This is a genomic window from Marinomonas alcarazii, from assembly GCF_003208215.1.
GTDB classification, from domain to species: domain Bacteria; phylum Pseudomonadota; class Gammaproteobacteria; order Pseudomonadales; family Marinomonadaceae; genus Marinomonas; species Marinomonas alcarazii.
In genome coordinates this window covers 40,937-58,979 of the sequence record NZ_QKLW01000012.1, presented here as the reverse complement: position 1 = coordinate 58,979, position 18,043 = coordinate 40,937, and the positions used below count along the sequence as shown (strand labels likewise).

The 18,043-nt window shown below is 42.4% G+C and carries 15 protein-coding genes; 8 read left to right on the top strand and 7 right to left on the bottom strand.

All coding sequences use genetic code 11. The annotated features are described in order from the left end of the window. Positions 1-58: 58 nt before the first annotated feature. Positions 59-1,075, bottom strand: coding sequence for a succinylglutamate desuccinylase (astE, locus tag DFP75_RS17220; RefSeq protein ID WP_110577293.1), 1,017 nt, complete (start codon positions 1,073-1,075; stop codon positions 59-61). 250 nt (positions 1,076-1,325) lie between these two features. Between astE and DFP75_RS17215 the strand changes: the two genes are divergently transcribed. From DFP75_RS17215 to hemE, 3 genes are all read left to right on the top strand, one after another. Then, entirely contained in the window at positions 1,326-1,862 is a 537-nt protein-coding gene (locus DFP75_RS17215) for an NUDIX hydrolase (RefSeq protein ID WP_110577292.1), read from the top strand. Continuing rightward, positions 1,849-2,631: a DUF2927 domain-containing protein gene (locus DFP75_RS17210; protein ID WP_110577291.1), complete on the top strand. Its 783-nt coding sequence runs from the start codon at positions 1,849-1,851 to the stop codon at positions 2,629-2,631. The genes DFP75_RS17215 and DFP75_RS17210 overlap by 14 nt, the downstream gene beginning before the upstream one ends. 165 nt (positions 2,632-2,796) lie before the next feature. Beyond that, entirely contained in the window at positions 2,797-3,897 is a 1,101-nt protein-coding gene (gene hemE, locus DFP75_RS17205) for a uroporphyrinogen decarboxylase (RefSeq protein WP_110577290.1), read from the top strand. Between the two features lie 42 nt (positions 3,898-3,939). Here the strand turns inward: hemE and DFP75_RS17200 are convergent, their stop codons facing one another. Further along, entirely contained in the window at positions 3,940-4,308 is a 369-nt protein-coding gene (locus tag DFP75_RS17200) for a hypothetical protein (RefSeq protein ID WP_110577289.1), read from the bottom strand. A 128-nt stretch (positions 4,309-4,436) separates the two neighbouring features. Between DFP75_RS17200 and DFP75_RS17195 the strand changes: the two genes are divergently transcribed. Further along, positions 4,437-4,775 carry a P-II family nitrogen regulator gene (locus tag DFP75_RS17195; protein ID WP_110577288.1) on the top strand — a complete coding sequence of 113 codons (339 nt, stop codon included), beginning with the start codon at positions 4,437-4,439 and terminating at the stop codon, positions 4,773-4,775. 60 nt (positions 4,776-4,835) lie between these two features. Here the strand turns inward: DFP75_RS17195 and DFP75_RS17190 are convergent, their stop codons facing one another. The 5 genes from DFP75_RS17190 to DFP75_RS17170 form a co-directional block, all read right to left on the bottom strand. Beyond that, complete coding sequence (locus DFP75_RS17190; protein ID WP_110577287.1) at positions 4,836-5,546, bottom strand: ABC transporter permease; 711 nt, start codon at positions 5,544-5,546, stop codon at positions 4,836-4,838. Between the two features lie 3 nt (positions 5,547-5,549). Then, a complete protein-coding gene (locus tag DFP75_RS17185; RefSeq protein ID WP_110577286.1) occupies positions 5,550-6,239 on the bottom strand; it encodes an ABC transporter permease in 690 nt (229 codons plus the stop codon). 131 nt (positions 6,240-6,370) lie between these two features. Further along, positions 6,371-7,129 carry a transporter substrate-binding domain-containing protein gene (locus DFP75_RS17180; RefSeq protein WP_110577285.1) on the bottom strand — a complete coding sequence of 253 codons (759 nt, stop codon included), beginning with the start codon at positions 7,127-7,129 and terminating at the stop codon, positions 6,371-6,373. A gap of 78 nt (positions 7,130-7,207) precedes the next feature. Then, positions 7,208-7,975 carry an ABC transporter ATP-binding protein gene (locus DFP75_RS17175; protein WP_110577284.1) on the bottom strand — a complete coding sequence of 256 codons (768 nt, stop codon included), beginning with the start codon at positions 7,973-7,975 and terminating at the stop codon, positions 7,208-7,210. Positions 7,976-8,128: 153 nt separating this feature from the next. Then, positions 8,129-9,148 (bottom strand): GlxA family transcriptional regulator, encoded by a 1,020-nt coding sequence (locus DFP75_RS17170; protein ID WP_110577283.1) that lies wholly within the window; start codon positions 9,146-9,148, stop codon positions 8,129-8,131. Positions 9,149-9,443: 295 nt separating this feature from the next. Here DFP75_RS17170 and DFP75_RS17165 point away from each other — a divergent pair, with 295 nt between their 5' ends. From DFP75_RS17165 to DFP75_RS17150, 4 genes are all read left to right on the top strand, one after another. Further along, positions 9,444-14,261, top strand: coding sequence for an NAD-glutamate dehydrogenase (locus DFP75_RS17165; protein ID WP_110577282.1), 4,818 nt, complete (start codon positions 9,444-9,446; stop codon positions 14,259-14,261). A 54-nt stretch (positions 14,262-14,315) separates the two neighbouring features. Next, positions 14,316-15,551, top strand: coding sequence for an aspartate aminotransferase family protein (locus DFP75_RS17160; protein ID WP_110577281.1), 1,236 nt, complete (start codon positions 14,316-14,318; stop codon positions 15,549-15,551). Between the two features lie 202 nt (positions 15,552-15,753). Beyond that, positions 15,754-16,902, top strand: coding sequence for a YjgN family protein (locus DFP75_RS17155; RefSeq protein ID WP_110577280.1), 1,149 nt, complete (start codon positions 15,754-15,756; stop codon positions 16,900-16,902). Next, complete coding sequence (locus DFP75_RS17150) at positions 16,902-18,014, top strand: M48 family metallopeptidase (RefSeq protein WP_110577279.1); 1,113 nt, start codon at positions 16,902-16,904, stop codon at positions 18,012-18,014. Before DFP75_RS17155 ends, DFP75_RS17150 begins: the two co-directional genes overlap by 1 nt. The last annotated feature ends 29 nt before the right edge of the window (positions 18,015-18,043 follow it).

The following is an 18,043-nucleotide window of genomic DNA, read 5'->3' as shown; positions in this document are numbered from 1 at the left end:
AAAAAAAGAGATTCAAGCGGTTTGGCTTAAATCTCTTTTTACAAGTCGTGAACTTAGCTTAAGTAAGCTGCAAATCATCCAACGCAATTGGTCGCACCATCAAACCAGCGCGCTGCCCAACAGGCAAATTCGTATTAGGAAACACAATCGCATCACCTGTTTGCTTTATGTAGTAATCACTTTTCTTCGAATGAGCTAAAGGATAACCTTGTTCGAACTGAGTAAAGTTCTTAACCTCATTGTCGATGGACAGTTCATAGCTGTCATCGTCTTTCACCAAACTATCCACCACACGGAACACCTGCAAATAAGCCAAGGAAGACTCCGCAAAAGCGCCCTTTTCTAATAATAATATTAAGCTGGTCTTAAGATCCGCGAAGCGCGATAAATCATTTTCACCAAATGGATACACCTTTCCAAGCTCTACGGTAAAAGCATGAGCCCTATGAACTAGATAACTATAGTAGGAAAAGGTTGTCGTCGGTTGATGTGACAGCAGCACCGCGTTAATACCGCAGGCCGCCAAGAAAGCGAGCTGCTCTTTGTTGTATACCGAGTTTTCAACATAAGGATAAACAACAAACTTTTCATGCATTGAGCCACGAATCGCAGTATGCAGATCATAATGCAGCTTCACAGACTCTGCTTTATAACTAGACTCAGCATAAAAATCGCTAACTGCCTGCTCTAAACGCTGAGCTCGCAGTGCCTCAAAGCCTTCGTACTTCTTCCATGCACCGTTAAAAAGACGATTAAGATTTACGTCACAAAAGCGCTTTGCCAAGTTGGCCGCTACCGGGTTACCAATTAATACCAACAACCTGATGTTCAATAATATTCGGCCATCTAAAATAGCGGCCACCAACTGGTTAACCAGCTCAATAGGGCCAGTCTCATTACCATGAACACCAACGGATAACACCAGACTAATGCGACTTGATTGCTTAGGCTCAAGACGTAAAATACCGGTATCTTCAACAAACCCAGTACCACTTGGAAAAGCGAACTCAAACGGTGCTAAAGCTTCTTGGTTGTCGAGCGTTAAAGCTAAAAAGTCATTATTCAAAATGGACATTTTTTACCAACTTTCCCTATCATTTTTTTTACAAAACAAGCCTAAAATACGCTTTGATCATACCGTTTTTCCACGCATGATCACCCGTAATTTTTTACGTCGCGTGAAATATATAAAAACAAGTCGCTTTTTTTATACTCACTCGACATTGAATGGTTTACTTTCTTAAGATGTAAGAAGGCTTTTCTTTCAAGACAAATGCCGATACCCTTTCGCTTTCTACTAGATTCACTTATAAATAGAGTATTTTATGCCTGTAAATGACGAAGTCATTACCTTAGTCGACAGAAGTAACAAGGTCATTGGTGATGTACCAAGACACCTAATGAACTTTGGCAGAGACTACCATCGTGTTACTTATATCTTGGTATTTAACCAAGCAGGTAATTTGCTCGTTCAAAAAAGAACGGATAATAAGGCGTTTTGTCCGGGATTCTTCGGTGTAACCACAGGTGGCGTTGTCGAGAAAGGGGAATCGTATATTGATTCTGCGCACAGAGAGCTGCAAGAAGAGCTAGGCTTCGATGCCCCACTTGAAAGCCAAGGAGTCTTTTTCACAGAAGGTGAAGGCTTCAAAATATGGGGGAAAATCTATACTTGCCACTATGACGCAACGATTCATGGCGAGCTTATTTTGCAGCCTAAAGAAGTCGCTTCAGTACATGAAATGAGCATTGATAGTATTCTCAGCAATACCGATAAATTGCCCTTTACCCCTGACTCCCTTAGCGCGCTAGAACACTATGCGAACAAATTAACCCAGCCTAAGTCTGATGATCCGCTCTAGCATCCTTTGCTTCCTTACTATATTTGCTTCTTCGTTCGCTCTGGGCGAAGAACGTTGGCAAAACGACGCTTACATACAAGAAAGCTTTGTAAAAATCGCCTTAGAGCGAGAATACAAAGAAACCAAATACCCTATGCTCATCCGCTGGACGACACCCGTAAAGCTCTTTTTTGAAAGTGACACAGGTGATGCCAGCCTACAAAAAGAACTGCTCAGCGTTCATGCTCAGCATCTTACCCATATAACAGGGTTGCCCATTGACTTCACTAATGACCCTAAACAAGCCAATATGTTTGTTATCTTCACCAAATACGATAATTTGGAAAATAAGGTAAGGCAATACATAGGCGACCCCGAGAAAATCCGTACAGCTCTGAATGAGGCAATTTGTTTAGGTAATTTTCGCCATAATAGAAACTACGAGATAACCAAAGGAAGTATCATTATTCCAGTTGATTATGCTCGTGCAAAAGCGCGCTTTTTAGATTGTATTGTCGAAGAAATCACCCAACTGCTGGGGCTTCCTAATGATTCAAATGAGGTTTTCCCCTCTATTTTCAATGATGTCAGCATCGACTCTTATCTCAGTCCGTTAGACTATTTACTGCTTAAAGCACTCTACTCCCCTCACCTTCAACCGGGAATGGATGTGACACAAACAAGAGCGGCATTCCCTAAAGTATTAGCAGAGCTACACGCCAACAAAGACATAGAAAATGCAGCTCAGCGAGTTCAGAAACACAGCCTAAAAACCTATTTAGGTGATTAACGTGTCTTATAATTTGCCAATCTCATGGACAAAAACAAACCCTGCCATAGATCAATATTATTGGCCTTTTCAGCCGCCTTCTCATAAATTGTGCTTATTCACTCTGCTTTTCCTGTCCAACTTAGGTAAAATGCGCCAACTGAAAATTCATACTGGAGAGTCCTAATGTTTCCTGAGCTAAAAAATGACCGCTTTTTGCGCGCATTACTCAAACAACCTGTCGATACAACACCTGTATGGATGATGAGACAGGCAGGACGTTACTTACCAGAATACCGAGCGAGTCGTGCAACAGCTGGAGACTTCTTAAGCCTTTGCAAAAACGACGCATTCGCGTGCGAAGTGACGCTTCAACCATTAAAACGATACGATTTAGACGCGGCTATTTTATTCTCGGATATTCTTACTATCCCTGATGCAATGGGCTTGGGTCTGTATTTTGAAACTGGCGAAGGCCCAAAGTTCAAGCACACTATCCGCAGCCAGGCAGATGTTGACGCAATTCCTGTGACCACTGCTAATGATCTAGATTACGTCATGAAAGCCGTGACAACGATTCGTCATGCCTTAAACGGTGACGTTCCATTAATTGGTTTTTCTGGCAGCCCTTGGACACTGGCAACCTACATGGTAGAAGGAGGCTCTAGCAAAGATTTCCGTCATATCAAAGCCATGATGTACCGTTCACCAGAAGTCTTACATGCCCTACTAAGCAAAATAGCAAAATCTGTTACCGCTTACCTCAATGGTCAAGTCTTAGCGGGTGCTCAAGCTTTGCAGATTTTCGATACATGGGGCGGTGTATTAAGTGGGCCTATGTACCAACAGTTTTCATTACTCTACATGAAAGAAATTCTTGATGGCTTAATTCGAGAACATGAAGGCAGGAAAATCCCCGTTATTCTATTCACTAAGAATGGCGGCCAATGGCTAGAAAACATTGCTGCAACTGGCGCCGATGCGCTAGGTTTGGATTGGACAACAGACATTGCAGAAGCCCGCGCTCGCGTCGGCCACAGTGTTGCCCTACAAGGTAATATTGATCCTTGTGTTCTTTATGCTGATAAAGAGGTTATTGAGCGCGAAGTCGAAAACGTCTTGTCTGGCTTCGGTCACGGCAGCGGACATGTGTTCAACCTTGGTCATGGCATTCACCAATTCGTAAACCCAGAACATCCAAAGTATTTGATCGATGCTGTACATGAGCTAGGTAGAAAGTACCACGAACCTATATTCGACGACTTGGATTCATTAAACGGTCTTTAAGATTGATGTCATTACTGTGAGTCTTACAATAAGGCTCACAGTTCATTCGTTTAAATTATCAAAACTCTGTAAACATACCTTTTCCGCACTTTTCGCTTGCTTAACCCAAACATCATTTGATTCTCTTGTTACGCAATCAAACCTCTCATTTACGTAACAACAAACATGATCGACCCCTCGTATATCCAACCAAGACAGTCGGCCTAGTAAGCGACCATTTGCCAGTGGAATTAATACCAATCGCAACCAATACTTTTTTTTCAAGCCTTTCGTCTGGTAGCAAGCCACACTTTGCGGTGCCGACACATTCGCGAGCCGCACCCCCTCTTTTCGAAAGAGCAAAGCAGCAACATCGGCAAAGAACGACTTTGAAGCAGACATAAAATGATCGCTTGATGCTATCGTTTCCATTTTCAGCACCTTTTATTAAGGAACATAGGTTCACTAAATGTAGATCATATTCATCGAGCCTGTGGCGACTTTTACAATAGAGTGGTATTTTTAGACTAATTAACGCTTTATTCGTATGGAGAAAAGAAATGAAATTAATCACGGCCATTGTTAAGCCTTTCAAACTAGACGAAGTGCGCGAAGCGCTTTCTGAAATTGGGATTAACGGCATCACCGTCACAGAAGTGAAGGGGTTTGGTCGCCAACGAGGCCATACTGAGCTTTATCGCGGCGCAGAATATGTCGTCGATTTTCTACCGAAAGTTAAATTAGAACTTGCAGTAGAAACGGACCAAGTAGAGCGTGCTATTGAAGCGATTCAGCACAGCGCCAACACAGGAAAAATTGGCGATGGCAAAATTTTTGTAACGGCTCTTGAGCAAATCATCCGTATTCGTACTGGTGAAACAGGCGCTGAAGCAATCTAGTCATCATGAACACTCATAAAAAAAGAGGCCTTAGCCTCTTTTTTTATGAGTGATAATCCATCAGCCTTTGTCTGGCACCTTAATCGATAAGGTTCCTAAATAGCGATTTTGACGCAATTCAATCTGTCGGAAAATCGCAATGATCACAATGCTGATTACCAAATAAATTGCGCCTGCCGCGATAAAAATCTCCATCGGCGTATAGGTTCTAGCAATGATGGTTCGCGCCATACCAGTAAGATCCAAAATCGTAATGGTACTAGCCAAAGCACTGCCTTTTAACATCAAGATAATCTCATTACCGTAAGCGGGCAATACGATACCAAAAGCGCGAGGCAGTAGAACACGTCGATACATCTGAGTCTTCGTCATACCAATGACTTTACATGCCTCAACTTCACCATGCGGAATCGCCTGAATAGCACCACGGAAGATTTCAGCCGTGTAAGCAGAGGTGTTCAACGTAAAGGCAATAATGGCACACCAAAATGGTTCCTTCAGTATTGGCCATAAGATGCTTTCCCGTACTGCATCAAATTGTGACGCTCCGTAGTACACCAAAAATATTTGCACCAGCAGCGGCGTGCCACGAAAGAAAAAGATATACGCAAAAGGGATAGCTCGAATCCATCCGACCGGAGAAATCCTCGCCAGCGCAATAGGTAAAGCAAAAATCCCACCAAGTATGATAGAAATCAATACTAACTGAAGGCTAACCCAAGCCCCTTCTAACAAACGCGGAAAATATTCAACGACAACAGAAAAGTCCATACCTTATCCCCTTGTTAATCCGCGATTGGCGCGCTTTTCCATAAAAGAAACGAACACCATAGAGATAATGGTTAAAGCCAAATACATAAATGCTGCCACCAAATAAAACAAAAATGCTTCTTTAGTACTGCTCACTGCGATATTCGCTTTGCGCATAATATCGTCCAACCCAACAACAGAAACCAACGCCGTGTCTTTTAGCAGAACCAAAAACAAGTTTCCAAGCCCAGGTAAAGCAATTCGCCATACCTGCGGCAAAATAATACGGTAAAGCTTTCTAATAGGCCCCATTCCTAATGCTGTGGCGGCTTCATGCTGCCCCTTTGGAATGGATTGTAACGCACCACGAAATACCTCAGTGGCATAGGCTCCAAACGTTAGTCCCAACGCAGTGACACCTGCAGCAAAGGCCCCAACTTCAATGTACTCGTCATAACCAAATAGCCCAGCTATGGCCATCAAAACACTGGTCGCACCAAAATAAATAATAAGAACCGTTAGGAGTTCAGGAATGCCACGAATAATGGTTGTATAGCCATTGGCTATCCACCGAAGAACACGTACTGAAGACAATTTTGCCGACGCGCCTAGCAATCCTAAAATAAGACCGACGAACAACGAACACAAGGCTAGCTCTAAGGTAACAACAGCACCTTGTAACAGCTGATCACCGAACCCATGAAGATCAATCATAGTTTTTTCTCAGAGTAAGCTTAAAGTAAGTTTCTTGGAGCAAGAGCACCAAGAAACTCTAAGAAATATCAACTCTCGAACACATCAAAGGGCCATCACAAACTAAAATGAAAGCCCTTTGAAATACCCACTTAGTAGATAGAGAAAGGGAAGTACTTAGCGTTAATTTTCTGATAAGTGCCATCAGCAAGAATCGCATCAAGCGCTTTGTTCAGCTTCTCTTTCAGTTCCTTGTCGCTCTTACGAACGGCAATTGCAATGTTGTCCGTCTTCATGAACGCATCGCCTTTAAACTCAAATTTAGAACCACTTTCAGAGGTTTTCAACCAGTTGTAAGTAGGCAATTCATCAGACAATACGATGTCTAGACGACCAGAAACCAAGTCCAAATATACATTATCTTGGTTATCGTAGAATTTAAGGTCTGCTTTACCTGCAAAGTTATCCTCTAAATATTGCGCACCTAAAGTCGCACGCTGAGCACCGATCGTTTTGCCAGATAGGTCAGCTAAGTCAAATGTTTCGCCAACACGACCCATGAAGCGCAAACCACCAGAGTAATATTTGTTTGTGAAATCAACGACTTTCAATCGATCTTCAGTGATTGACATGGACGCGATGATAGCATCGAACTTACGTACTTTTAGGCCTGGAATAAGACCGTCCCAATCTTGCGTTAGGATTTCGCAATCCGCTGCCATTTTTGCACACAAAGCACGAGCAATATCCACGTCAAAACCCTGAGGCTTACCCTCAGAATCAATGAAGTTAAAAGGTGCCCAAGCCCCTTCTGTCACAAAGCGAACTTTGTCAGCTGCTTGTGCAGAAACGGATGATAAGGCTGCACCTAACAGTAACGCCGAACCCAATGCTATTTTTTTAAATTTCATTGCAATATCCCCTTAGTATATTTGCTTATATAATCATTTTTGATGTTATATTTTCGTTCACTTAAATGTGCTGTTAACTTAAAACACACTGGATAAGAATGCCTTACAGCGTTCTGATTTTGGCGCCCCAAATACTTGATCTGGAGTGCCCTTTTCTTCCACCACACCCTGATGCAAGAAAACAACTTCACTCGAAACGTCACGAGCAAAATTCATTTCATGAGTCACAATCAGCATGGTTCGGCCTTCTTCCGCCAAATTGCGCATCACGCCAAGCACTTCCCCCACTAATTCAGGATCTAACGCTGAGGTCGGTTCATCGAACAATATGACCTGCGGGTCCATTGCCAATGTTCTGGCGATTGCAACACGCTGTTGTTGCCCACCCGAAAGCTGGTTGGGATACATATTCTTTTTCTCGGCGATACCAACCTTACGCAATAAATGCTCAGCGTACTCAGCTACTTCATGCTTAGGACGCTTTAGAACATGCAGAGGGCCTTCCATCACGTTCTGAAGAATGGTCATATGAGGCCATAAGTTAAAGCTTTGAAAAACAAACCCAATTTGCTGACGCATTTGAGTAAGCTGCTTCATATTACTCGCCACTAAGTCGGATTCACCTTGAATCAAATCAAGCTTATTGCCGTTAAAAAGAATTTCACCGCGGGTTGGGTTTTCAAGTAAGTTCACACAGCGTAAAAATGTACTTTTACCTGAACCACTTGATCCCAAAATAGAAATGACATCGCCATCGTAGGCTTTTAAAGAAATACCCTTTAACACCTCGACATCACCAAACGTTTTGTGAATATCAATGAGCTCTAACGCCGGGACTTTCGACATGTTTTCTACCTTCTTTGTTTTATTTGAACTTATTACTTTTTATCTAGTATATGTGTAGTCATTCAACTGCACCAAATCTATCAGAATCCCTCCCAATCTCTCTCACCTAGAATACAAGAATCACGCCAAGAGCAATTCACCCTGTATTTTAAGTTACTTTTTCCATAGCCGCCTCTTTTTCTTGTCCATTAGGACAGGCACTGTACTCTTATTGTGGATTTTATTACGTTCTTCTCTTGGTGTAATCCCAAAGAAGCCCTTATAGGTTGTACTAAAATGGGGCGCTGAACCAAATCCGCACTCCGTACCTATTTCCGTAATCGTCTTATCCGTTTGAGTAATGAGCTGTTTTGCATGTTGAAGACGCAATTCTAGATAGTAACGAGATGGCACAATATCCAAATTACTTTTAAATAGCCGCTCCAAATGTCTCCGAGAAACCCCCACATGATAGGCAATATCATCCGATGACAAGGGTTCTTGAATATTGGCTTCCATTAATTGAACCGCTTCAACTAACTTAGGTTGGCCAGTACCTATACGCGCCTGAAGAGGAATGCGCTGCGGGTCTTCGTGTGTACGAATACGCTCACAAACAAACTGCTCAGAAATTCCACTTGCCAACGACATGCCATGTTGTTTGCCTATCAAAAACAACATCATATCCATTGCCGCTGTGCCACCACTGCAAGTATAACGGTCTCGATCCACTTCAAAAAGATGATTTGACACAATCGTCTGTACAAATTCATCACGTAAATTTGCCAAACTGCGCCAATGAATCGTCGCCCGATATCCGTCCAGTAAGCCTGCTTTTGCCAGCAAATAACTTCCAGTGCAGACACCACCTAAACCTATGCCTTTTTTCGCTTGTTTTTTTATCCAATTTTCTAAAGTCGGACTTTCGTTTTTTATACCTGGTGATGAGCCACATACGAAAACAGCGTCCAAATCCCCTGGTGCATCACTGGTAAGGTAGTCTGAAACCGTTGAGACGCCTGTATTTGAAGGGATATTCTTATCTTCATGGCTAATCGTACAAAAAGAATAGAGCTCTTTTCCTGCCACCCAGTTCGCCATATGCAATGTTTCAATAGCAGATGAAAAACCCAACATAGAATAATGTGGCAAGAGTAAAAAACCGTATTTTAATGGCTTTTTGCTCGCCTGCATGATTTCTCTTGATGCGAATTCAGTCTTGTACAAAATATTATCCTGCGAACTATAGACAAATAAGGAGTTTATTTCGTTTAAAATGGATAACAAAGGTTTTTTTCGTGTTGGGCAAGACTTTTCTAGCCCAATTAACCAGACTACACAACAAAGTGTCGCAATTTGAAAAGTTACCCGCTATCAAAGGAGGCGAATTTTCATAATAATCTAATACAGAGTCCTAACCCCATACTTTCGAAAAATTGCATTTACAACTAGTTTTATTAAGAACACCACTCATGAGGGATGAGTTCTAATGACTGATTACAAAAAAAACGAATTGATCGAACGCGTTGAAGTCGAAATAAACGAGAACTTTAGCGCCGCAGAAGCAAACAACTTGGTTCAACTTACCCGTCTTTACTTTCAGGACTCTCTAACTGAAGACTTGGTTAATGAATCAATCGAAAACCTATATGGCACAGTACTTTGCTTATGGGATTTCATCCAACAACGTCCAAGCAACCAACCTAAAGTTCGTGTCTACAATCCGAACTACGAGGAGCACAGCTGGCAATCCACCCATACCGTTATCGAAATTCTAACGGATGACATGCCTTTCCTTGTATCGTCTTTCAATATGGCATTGGTTCGTCTTGGCCACACTATTCACCTAACAGCACACCCTGTTGTGCCTGTAGAGCGCAACAAAAAAGGCGAGCTACAAAGCATCAACCTTTCATCTAAATCTCATGAAGCCATGATGCGCTTCGAGATAGATCGTCTTTCAGACATCAACCTGCTTGACGAAATAAAAGAAGAACTGCTGAGCAGTTTAGTCGATGTGAAAAAAACCGTCTCTGATTGGCCAACAATGAAAGCCAAGCTAAATGACGTTATTAAAGAATCTGAGCAACTGCCACACCTGAAAGACAATGAAGAACACTTAGAGGTTCTTGATTTCTTACGCTGGGTAGCAAATGATCACTTTACCTTTATCGGTTTCCGCGCTTATGACTTATCTGTTGAAGGCGAAGAAACTCACCTTAAGCTAGTTGATGGTTCTGGCCTTGGTACATTCCGCGACATTAATGACAAAAAAGTGAAACGCGACATTATCTTGCAAGATCACTTAGCCAAGCTTGCCGTTGATACCAGCAACATATTAGTACTTACCAAATCAACTGCGGTTTCTACTATTCACCGCCCTGTTCATTTGGATTACCTTGGCATTAAACGTTTCGACAAAAAAGGCAATGTGGTCGGCGAATGGCGCTTCTTCGGGCTTTACTCTTCTGCCGCTTATATTGCTCGTCTGCAAGATATTCCATTGTTGCGTAAGAAACTCAATGTCATCGTTGAAAAAGCCAATGTAGACCCGAATAGCCACAAAGGCAAAAACCTTAAGCACATTCTAAACAGCTACCCTCGTGACGAAATGCTACAAGCGCCTGTGGAAGAGCTATTTGGTACGATCGAAAGCATTTTGGCGATACAGGAACGACGTCAATTACGAGTCTTCCTACGCAAAGACATTTACGGTCGCTTCCTAAACGCCTTAGTGTATGTGCCACGAGATCGTTACAACACAGAACTGCGTATCAAAATGCAAGACATCTTGATGAGCGCCTGTAACGGAACCAGCTCTGAATTCAACGTACAATTCTCGCAATTGGTCTTAGCGCGCGTTAACTTCACTATTCAGATAGCCGATCCAAAACAAAGCCCAACCATCGATGCAGAAGACATTCAGCGTAAGATGCAAGATGCAATGAGCTCATGGGAAGACAAGCTACTAACCGCGCTCCATAAAAGCCATGGTGAAGAAAGCGGCAACATTCTTTTCAATGAGTATGTGCCGTATTTACCTGCTGCTTACCGTGAGGATTTCTCTCCAAATGCGGCCGTTCTAGACATTGAGCGTTTGGCGCAATTATCCGGTGAAGGTGATATTTCAACGCACATCTACCGCCAAGTTGGTCAAGCGAAAAACAACTACTTTTTCAAAGTATACGGCACTGGCACAACACTTATTTTGTCCGACGTATTACCTATTTTGGAGTGCATGGGATTACGTGTGTTAGAAGCACGTCCATATGAACTAGATCAAAATGGCGATGGGTCAGCGAATACTTGGGTGGTCGAATTTGCTATCAGCGTAGACGCTGATGTGAACCTTGAAAAGAACACTCAGCGTGAAGCGTTCCAAGATGCCTTCAATCAAGTGATCAACCGTCGAGTTGAAAACGACCGCTTCAACGCCTTGGTACTAAGCGCTTCCCTAACATGGCGTCAAGTCACCATGTTACGTGCTTTGACAAAGTACTTAATGCAACTACAAGTGCCTTTCTCTTTGCAGTACATGCAGCAAACGCTAGAGAAAAACGCGGGCATAGCTCGCCTTTTGGTTCAACTGTTCGAACAACGCTTCGACCCTAGCCAAGAAACCAAGCGTGACGACAAGGTTCAAAAGCTACTTGAAAAAATTGACCTAGAGTTGGACCAAGTTGCCAATTTGGACGAAGACCGTATTCTGAAACATTACTTGTCTGTTATTCAGGCAATGTTGCGTACTAACTTCTACCAAGCGGGTAGTGAAGGCGAAGTAAAAGACTACGTTTCTTTCAAACTGGATCCTTCACAAATTCCAGCGGTACCACTTCCAAGACCGAAATTCGAAATATTCGTTTATGCGCCTTGGGTAGAAGGTATCCACATGCGCGGCGGTAAAGTTGCTCGTGGTGGCTTACGATGGTCTGATCGTATGGAAGATTTCCGTACTGAAGTACTAGGTCTCGTAAAAGCACAAATGGTGAAAAACGCCGTTATCGTACCATCTGGTGCTAAAGGTGGTTTCGTTGCCAAACAGCTTAAAAAGAACGCATCTCGCGAGGAAGTGCAAGCAGAAGTTATCCATTGCTACACCACCTTCATTAGTGGTTTGTTAGACATCACTGACAACCTAGTACAGAACCAAGTAGTCCCACCTCTTTCTGTACTTCGTTACGACGAAGACGACCCGTACTTGGTAGTTGCAGCAGATAAAGGCACAGCAACATTCTCTGACTTGGCAAACAGTATTTCTGCGAAATACGGTTTCTGGCTGGGCGATGCCTTTGCTTCTGGTGGCTCTAACGGTTACGACCACAAGAAAATGGGCATCACGGCACGTGGTGCTTGGGAATCCGTTAAACGTCAATTCAAAGAAATTGGCATTGACTGCCAAACAACAGATTTCACCGCTGTTGGTGTAGGCGACATGGCGGGTGACGTATTTGGTAACGGCATGCTGTTATCAAAACACACGTGTCTAATCGCTGCATTTAACCATATGCATATCTTCATCGACCCAACGCCAGATGCTGCAACGTCTTTTGCAGAGCGTGAGCGCATGTTCAAACTGCCGCGTTCTTCTTGGGAAGATTACAACAAAGAACTTATTTCAAAAGGCGGTGGTATCTTCAACCGCTCCGCGAAATCTATTCCGATCAATGCGGATATTCGTAAAGCACTAGGCATCGAAGGCAATATCAAATCGATGGCACCAACAGATCTAATCAACGCGATTCTAAAAGCGCCTGTGGATCTACTATGGAATGGTGGTATCGGTACTTATGTGAAATCCGAAGGCGAATCCCACGCCGATGCTGGCGACAGCGCAAACAACGGATTGCGTGTAAACGGTAAAGAACTACGTTGTAAAATTGTCGGTGAAGGCGGAAACCTAGGTTTAACACAGCTAGGCCGTATTGAATTCGCTCAAAAAGGTGGCTTAATCAGCACCGATGCGATCGATAACTCTGCGGGCGTAGACAGCTCGGATCACGAAGTAAACATCAAGATCCTACTAAACCGTGTTGTTGAAAATGGCGATTTGACCGAGAAGCAACGTAACAGCTTATTGGCCGAAATGACGGATGAAGTGGGTAAATTGGTGTTACGCCACAACCGTGGCCAAAGCCACGTCTTGTCTTTGGCAAACGCACAGGCACCAGAGCGTTTAACCGATCATTGGCGTTTAATTCAATCTCTTGTAAGAGAAGGTCGATTAAATCGTGAAATCGAGTACTTGCCTAGTGACACGCAAATCAAAAAGCGTTTAAACAAAGGCCAAGGCTTAACACGTCCAGAAATCTCTGTTTTGCTGGCTTATTCAAAAATCAAATTATCTGAACAGCTAGTAGAAGACGGTATTGGTGAAGATGTTGATTTGACTACTCAAATCAACGAATACTTCCCTACGCAGTTGACTAAGCACTTCGGTGGACAAATGTCATCACATCCGCTGATTCAAGAAATCATTGCTGGGCATGTGACCAACAACTTAGGCAACCGCATGGGGCCAACGTTTACCACCTACATGCAAGAAGAGACTGGTGCGACTTCTTTGAACGTTGTACGTGCTTACATGGCAGCGGAAGACATTTTTGGCATTCCAGCACTTTGGGATGCAATCAATGAACTGGACTTTACCGTTGCGAACTCGGTTTTAAACCGCTTACTGATTCGTATTCAAGGGCTTCTAGAGCGCGCGACACTTTGGCTACTACGCAACACTCGCGAAAGTTTATCGATCCAGCGCTTGAAAGACACTTACAAGCCGGGTGTTGAAGTCATTCGCGCCAATATGCAGGCAATTCTGACAGAATCCAGCCAAGCGCATTTGGCCGATATTGCCGCCAACCTTGTTGAGCAAAATATCCCCGTAGAAATAGCAGAACGCTTGTCGTCTTTGCATTATCTATTCTACGGGTTAGACATTATTCGCGTCGCGGCAAATACCGAGACCGAAGTGCTGGATGTCGCTCAAACCTACTTTGCTCTTGAAATGGATCTAGAACTGCATTGGTTGCGTCATAAAGTCAGCGAACTGTCTGCTGATGACATGTGGCAACGTCGAGCAAAATCAGGTTTAGGCGACGAGGTCGACAATAGCTTAAGAACGCTTACCCAAGAAGTCATTCAATCCAGTGCCGATATCAAGAAACTGGAGCTACGTTTGACCCATTGGCGCGAGTCAAATAGTGACAGCATCAAACATTACCGTGCCGCTTTTAGCGAAATAAAAGCGGAAAGTGAATTAACACTTGCCATGGTAACTGTCGCTATTCGCGAGCTAAGAAATCTGATATAAACCAACAGGCGGCCGTCCTTTCGGCCGCCTATTTTTAAGAGGTCTTTTTTGAGGATGGATAGAAAAGTGACACAACAAGTAACGAGAGCAACCTTTGACGAAGTAATGGTTCCTAACTATGCACCTTCTGCGATTATTCCAGTGCGTGGTGAAGGCTCTCGCGTATGGGATCAAGAGGGCAAAGAATACATCGACTTTGCAGGCGGCATTGCTGTTACTGCATTGGGTCATTCCAATCCAACTCTAGTCAACGTCATGCGTGAGCAAGCTGGGCAACTTTGGCACCTATCTAACGTTATGACCAATGAACCAGCGCTACGATTGGCGAAAAAGTTGACAGAAAAGACCTTTGCCGATCGAGTTTTCTTTGCTAACAGTGGCGCAGAAGCCAATGAAGCAGCATTCAAACTTGCTCGTCGTTATGCGTTTGATAATTTTGGTCCAGAAAAGCACGAAATTATCGCCTTTTACAAATCTTTCCACGGTCGTACTTTGTTTACCGTTTCTGTAGGCGGACAAGCAAAATACAAAGAAGGTTTTGAGCCAACGCCAGGTGGCATCAAGCATTGTGACTACAACGACATAGAACAGCTTAAAGCCATCATTAGCGATAAAACGTGTGCCGTTGTTATGGAACCAATCCAAGGCGAAGGTGGAATCATTCCTGCCGACGTTGAATTTGCCAAGCAAGTTCGTGAACTGTGTGATCAATACAATGCACTGTTGGTATATGACGAAGTGCAATCCGGCGTAGGCCGAACAGGTACGTTGTTTGCGTATGAACAGTTAGGCGTAACACCTGACGTATTAACAACCGCTAAAGCACTAGGTAACGGCTTTCCTGTCGGCGCTATGTTAGCCACAGAAAAAGCAGCCAAAAGCTTATCATTTGGTACTCATGGTAGTACTTATGGTGGTAACCCAATGGCGTGCGCTATTGCTGAAGCTGTTGTTGATATTGTTGATACGCCAGAAGTCCTTGGCGGCGTAGCAAAACGTCATGGCTTATTTGTTGAAGGCCTTAAAGCATTAAACGAAAAGTACCATGTCTTTAAAGAGATTCGTGGTATGGGCCTTTTGATTGGTGCGGAGATGGTTGATAGCCTTACTGGAAAAGCTGGTGAGATTATTAAAGCGGGCGCCGAAGAAGGTCTGTTTGCACTTGTAGCCGGTCCGAACGTATTGCGTTTGGCTCCGTCTTTGATCATTCCAGAACAAGACATTGCCGAAGGCCTTGCTCGACTGGATAAAGCCATTGCAAAAGTCGTCGCGAACAACAAAGCGGCTTAAGCTGGTTTGTCACAAGCAAAACAATAAAAATCGGACTTAGGTCCGATTTTTTTGTTACAAGATCCACAAAAAAAACTATTAATCACTTACCTCTGATATTAACTCTCATATACAAACCTTATAAAAAGATTGAACAAAGACTAATATATCGATAATATCGCCGAAATTTTAAGTTATATATCTATACAAGAGGGTAAAAGGAATGACTCCAATTAAATTTAATGGATCGGGTTTAGAGTATTTCAAAATTTGGATAGTAAATATCCTACTAACAATTGTAACACTAGGCCTATATAGACCATGGGCAAAAGTTCGAACCTTACGCTACTTCTATGGTAATACAGAGCTTGATAATTCAAACTTTGAATACCACGCAACAGGTAAACAACTATTTTTCAGTTTCATCATTGCCGTTGCACTGCTTGTTGCCTACCTGGTTATTGGCCAATTAAGCCCAATATTAGGTCTCATCCTACCAATCGCTCTTCTTATTGCTTTACCTTGGATTATTTGGCGCTCAATGAAGTTTAACCTTAATATGTCCAGCTACCGAAATGTACGCTTTGGCTTTAATGGAGAGCTTTCTGGATCTTATATTGCTCTGCTTGCATACCCTATCGGATTGCTAGCTGTTGGTATTGCTGCATTGTACTTCGTTAGTCAAATAAGTATTTGGCTAGCTCTTGTCTTATCTTTGATAGCATACCCTGCTTATTTCGCAATGATTAGCAAGGTCACCAATAGCTATGTAGTGAATGGCTCTCATTTTGGTCAAGGACAATTTTCAACCAATCTTGAATTTAAGCCTTTTTTCATGATTATTTTGAAAGCAGCAGGTCTAGCTTTTCTATTTTTACTCATAGTACTAATTATCGCATTTTCCATTATTTTAAGCAGCGCCAATTCTGGTGGACTTAGATCCTTCTTTCAAGCATTGGCAAGCTTTGGTCAAAGTATAAATACTGCTAGCCTTATATTTGGTATGATTATTTTTATGTACGGCATTTTTATTTTGACTGGCCTTTATATTTTCTCTTATGTGAAAGCACACCAACGCATGTACCTTTTAAGTAAAACAACCTTAAATAAATCTATCACATTTGAGTCAACATTAACGACTAACAAATATTTTTCGGTCATGCTAACAAACTTATTATTATTGGTTTGCACCCTAGGTTTGGGTTACCCATGGGCAGCTGTACGTCTTTACCGCTGCAGCATTGAAAGTATCAATGTTCAAGCTGAGGAAGGTTTTAATAACTTCATCTCTAAGCAAACTGGCGAAGAAGGGCCTTTAGGTGAAGAACTTGGCGATGCATTTAATGCTGACATTGGTAGTCTTGCTTTTTAATGATCGAAGGTAGGTTATATCAAGCAGGGGCATCCAACTTTGTCCCTGCAAGGTTACTTATCTCTGGCAGTGACTTTCAGCTTTATACTGAAGGTCATTTTGTTATAGGTGGAAGCTGTGAAGAACTTCACACTTCACATCGACTTGGCAATATTGCTCGAAAAATAACACTTCAATATGGCAGTGTTTTTGAGACAAAAGATAATAACGCCATAGACAAACTACTAAAACCCAAAAGCCATGCTTCTCGTGTTATGGCTTTTGTAGATACCTTAGAAAAAAATCTTTCCTTAGTGATTTTAAGTACTTTTATTGTTGCTGGTGCTGTTTTTATTAGCTTCAAATGGGGACTACCTACAATTAGCCATGCAATTGCAGAGGCTCTACCTAACTCAGTTAATCAGTCTTTATCAAGTCATGCCTTACAATTTCTAGATAAGAGCATTTTAGAACCTAGTAAATTGTCAAAATTAAAGCAACAAGATATTCGCCAGAACTTCGATCACAATATAGCGCCTTTATATCAAGCAAACGACACTCCTAAATTCACATTGCACTTTCGTCATTGGCCATCAGGTAGGAAAAACAGTATTGCTAATGCACTGGCACTGCCTGATGGTAATATCATAGTCACTGATCGATTGGTCGAACTCGCACAAAATAATAATGAAATTAATATCGTTCTATTGCATGAAATGGGGCATATTGTAGAGCGCCACACTCTAAAAAAAGTAATTGAAGGAGGGATTATTACCGTCGCCTCAGTACTTATATTCGGCGACATGAGTTCTATTTCCGATTTAGGTGTTGGTGTAGGATCGCTACTTATCAGCAACGCATACTCTCGTGAATATGAGTCGCAAGCAGACCAATTTGCATATCAACTTGCTTTGAAAGCAAATATTCCCCCTTCCAGTTTAGGAGACATATTAACTAGAATGGAAAATGATACACATGATGATGTAAATCAGACAAATAAAAATACAATAACCAAAAAAGCATTAGATATATTGTCAACTCACCCTAATAGAGAACAACGCACTATAATGGGAAAACATTATCAGGACTGTTTTGATAAAAGCATAACCCAATGCCCCTTAGCCCAGAATTAACAAACTTCCAAGTATCAACAATACACCAT

Excerpts from the sequence above, each read along its gene's own strand:
- astE (WP_110577293.1), bottom strand. The coding sequence starts at position 1,075 with ATGTCCATTTTGAATAATGACTTTTTAGCTTTAACGCTCGACAACCAA.
- DFP75_RS17215 (WP_110577292.1), top strand. The coding sequence starts at position 1,326 with ATGCCTGTAAATGACGAAGTCATTACCTTAGTCGACAGAAGTAACAAG.
- DFP75_RS17210 (WP_110577291.1), top strand. The coding sequence starts at position 1,849 with ATGATCCGCTCTAGCATCCTTTGCTTCCTTACTATATTTGCTTCTTCG.
- hemE (WP_110577290.1), top strand. The coding sequence starts at position 2,797 with ATGTTTCCTGAGCTAAAAAATGACCGCTTTTTGCGCGCATTACTCAAA.
- DFP75_RS17200 (WP_110577289.1), bottom strand. The coding sequence starts at position 4,308 with ATGGAAACGATAGCATCAAGCGATCATTTTATGTCTGCTTCAAAGTCG.
- DFP75_RS17195 (WP_110577288.1), top strand. The coding sequence starts at position 4,437 with ATGAAATTAATCACGGCCATTGTTAAGCCTTTCAAACTAGACGAAGTG.
- DFP75_RS17190 (WP_110577287.1), bottom strand. The coding sequence starts at position 5,546 with ATGGACTTTTCTGTTGTCGTTGAATATTTTCCGCGTTTGTTAGAAGGG.
- DFP75_RS17185 (WP_110577286.1), bottom strand. The coding sequence starts at position 6,239 with ATGATTGATCTTCATGGGTTCGGTGATCAGCTGTTACAAGGTGCTGTT.
- DFP75_RS17180 (WP_110577285.1), bottom strand. The coding sequence starts at position 7,129 with ATGAAATTTAAAAAAATAGCATTGGGTTCGGCGTTACTGTTAGGTGCA.
- DFP75_RS17175 (WP_110577284.1), bottom strand. The coding sequence starts at position 7,975 with ATGTCGAAAGTCCCGGCGTTAGAGCTCATTGATATTCACAAAACGTTT.
- DFP75_RS17170 (WP_110577283.1), bottom strand. The coding sequence starts at position 9,148 with ATGCAGGCGAGCAAAAAGCCATTAAAATACGGTTTTTTACTCTTGCCA.
- DFP75_RS17165 (WP_110577282.1), top strand. The coding sequence starts at position 9,444 with ATGACTGATTACAAAAAAAACGAATTGATCGAACGCGTTGAAGTCGAA.
- DFP75_RS17160 (WP_110577281.1), top strand. The coding sequence starts at position 14,316 with ATGGATAGAAAAGTGACACAACAAGTAACGAGAGCAACCTTTGACGAA.
- DFP75_RS17155 (WP_110577280.1), top strand. The coding sequence starts at position 15,754 with ATGACTCCAATTAAATTTAATGGATCGGGTTTAGAGTATTTCAAAATT.
- DFP75_RS17150 (WP_110577279.1), top strand. The coding sequence starts at position 16,902 with ATGATCGAAGGTAGGTTATATCAAGCAGGGGCATCCAACTTTGTCCCT.